The 2416-nt window shown below is 70.9% G+C and carries 3 protein-coding genes; all 3 read left to right on the plus strand.

Annotated elements, in window-relative coordinates:
- Positions 1–669, plus strand: a 669-nt coding sequence (locus FKP22_RS27380) for a bifunctional enoyl-CoA hydratase/phosphate acetyltransferase (protein WP_141291116.1), incomplete at its 5' end; no start/stop codon positions are given.
- Positions 670–677: 8 nt separating this feature from the next.
- Positions 678–1874, plus strand: a complete 1197-nt coding sequence (locus tag FKP22_RS27385) for an acetate/propionate family kinase (RefSeq protein WP_231010570.1) — start codon at positions 678–680, stop codon at positions 1872–1874.
- A 75-nt stretch (positions 1875–1949) separates the two neighbouring features.
- The coding region (locus tag FKP22_RS27390; RefSeq protein ID WP_141291119.1) for a hypothetical protein at positions 1950–2416 on the plus strand (467 nt) is incomplete at its 3' end.

A 2416-nucleotide genomic window follows, 5' to 3' on the forward strand; every position in this document is an offset into this window, starting at 1 on the left:
CAGCTGGCCGCCAGCGGCCTGGTCGAAGCCCTGATGAAAGGCAGCCTGCACACCGACGAGCTGATGGCCGCGGTCGTCAACGGCGCCACCGGCCTGCGCACCGCGCGCCGCATCAGCCACTGCTTCCTGATGCAGACGCCGGCCTACCCGCGGCCTTTCATCATCACCGACGCGGCGATCAACATCGCGCCCACGCTGGACGAGAAGGCCGACATCATCCGCAACGCCATCGACCTGGCGCATGCCATCGGCGTGGCCGCGCCGCGCGTGGCCATCCTTGCGGCAGTCGAAACCGTCAACCCGCACATGCCGGCCACGGTGGACGCCGCCGCGCTGTGCAAGATGGCCGACCGCGGCCAGATCAGCGGCGGTCTTCTGGACGGCCCGCTGGCCTTCGACAACGCCGTGTCGGTCGCAGCGGCCACCATCAAGGGCATCCGCTCCGAGGTCGCAGGCCGGGCCGACGTGCTGGTCGTGCCGGACCTGGAGAGCGGCAACATGCTGGCCAAGCAGCTCGAATACCTGGGTGGCGCCCACAGCGCCGGCATCGTCATGGGCGCCCGCGTGCCCATCGTGCTGACCAGCCGCGCCGACAGCCGCGAGGCCCGCATCGCCTCCTGCGCGCTGGCCGTGCTGCTGGCCCACGGCTACCGGGCCACGCCGCCATGAACAGCCACATGCTTCTGGTACTGAACTGCGGCTCGTCGAGCATCAAATTTGCGCTGTTTGAAGGTGGTGAAGGTGGCGCCGGCCCCTTGCCGCGCGAGCCCGAATGGGGCGGCAAGGTCGAAGGCATCACCAGCGCGAAGCCGCGCCTGTCCAGCGCTGCAGCCGGCCAGCCCGCGGTGGCCGAAAACGTGGCGCTGGGGGCTGGGGCGCCCTACCACGACGCACTGGCCATCATCGAGGCGCGGGTGCTCACGCAACTCGCTGGCCGGCCGCTGTCCGCCGTGGCCCACCGCGTGGTGCATGGCGGCGCCAAGTATTCGGCCCCGGTGCGGGTGGACGCGCACGTGCTGGCCGACCTGAAGGGCTACATCCCGCTGGCCCCGCTGCACCAGCCGTTTGCGCTGGAGGCCATCGAGGTGCTGCTTCAGACGCGGCCCGGCCTGCCGCAGGTCGCCTGCTTCGACACCGCCTTCCACCACACGCTGGCCCAAGTCGAGCAGATGCTGCCGCTGCCCTACGCCGCCTGGGAACGCGGCCTGCGCCGCTACGGCTTCCACGGCCTGTCCTACGAATACCTCGGCATTGCGCTGGCCGAGCGCCATGGCGAGGCCGCGCGCGGCCGCACCCTCGTGGCCCACCTGGGCAGCGGCGCCAGCCTGTGCGCCATGCAGGGCCTGCAAAGCGTCGCCACCACCATGGGCTTCTCGGCGCTGGACGGCCTGATGATGGGCACCCGCTGCGGTTCGCTGGACCCAGGCGCCGTGCTCTACCTGATGGAGATCGAAAAACTCAGCCTGCAACAGGTTGGCCACCTGCTGTACCACGAGTCCGGCCTGCTGGGCATCTCCGGCATTTCGGCTGACCCGCGCGAGCTGCTGCCGCTGGAAGCCGGCTCGCCGCGCGTGCAGGCCGCGCTGGCGCTCTACGTGCGCCGCATCTTGCGCGAGATCGGCGCGCTGGTGGCCGTGCTCGGCGGCCTGGACCTGCTGGTCTTCAGCGCCGGCATCGGCGAACACAACGCCGAGATCCGCGCCCGCGTCTGCGCCGGCCTGGGCTACCTCGGCCTGGCACTGGATCCTGCGGCCAATGCCGTCCACGCCCCGCTGATCTCCACCCCCGAGAGCCGCGTGCGGGTCGCGGTCGAGCCCACCAACGAGGAATGGATCGCCGCGCGCCATGCGCAGGCGCTGCTGGCCGGCGGCTGAGGGCGAGCGCCCCGGCCTCCACCCTTCCCCCGGATGCGGGATGGCGGCGGCCACTTCGCTGCCGACAATGCCGGCATGGCACTGACCGACGAACAGCGACAGGCAATCCGCGAGGAAGAGCAGTTCAGGCTGCAGCTTCGCCAGGAACTGGCTGTCAGCTCGCCACGCTCGGCGCCCGGCCCGCTGGAGCGGCTGGCCGCCTTCTTCGACACCAAGGCCGGCTTCTGGCTGCTCACCACCGTGCTGGCCAGCGTCACCGCCACCGGCTTTGGCACCCTGCAGCGCTACCTGGACCGCAACGAGATCCGAGAGCGCGAGGTGGCCGAAGCGACCCGCCGCGATACCGAAACCCTGCTCAAGCTGGGCCCCATGCTCACCTCGGACAAGCGCAGCCAGGTCGACATGGCCATCGTGCTGCTGGATGGCCTGACGGCCCGCATGGCCATCGTGCTGCTGGATGGCCTGACGGCCCGCAAGGGCGTTGACGACGTGGTGGCCGGCCAGGTGCGCCGCCTGTTCCAGGCCACGCTGACCGCAGGCCT

Origin of the sequence: Ideonella azotifigens (assembly GCF_006519715.1) — a bacterium.
Taxonomy (GTDB): Bacteria; Pseudomonadota; Gammaproteobacteria; order Burkholderiales; family Burkholderiaceae_C; genus Ideonella; species Ideonella azotifigens.

Coding starts and splice junctions, on each gene's coding strand:
- FKP22_RS27385 (WP_231010570.1), top strand. CDS start 678: ATGCTTCTGGTACTGAACTGCGGCTCGTCGAGCATCAAATTTGCGCTG.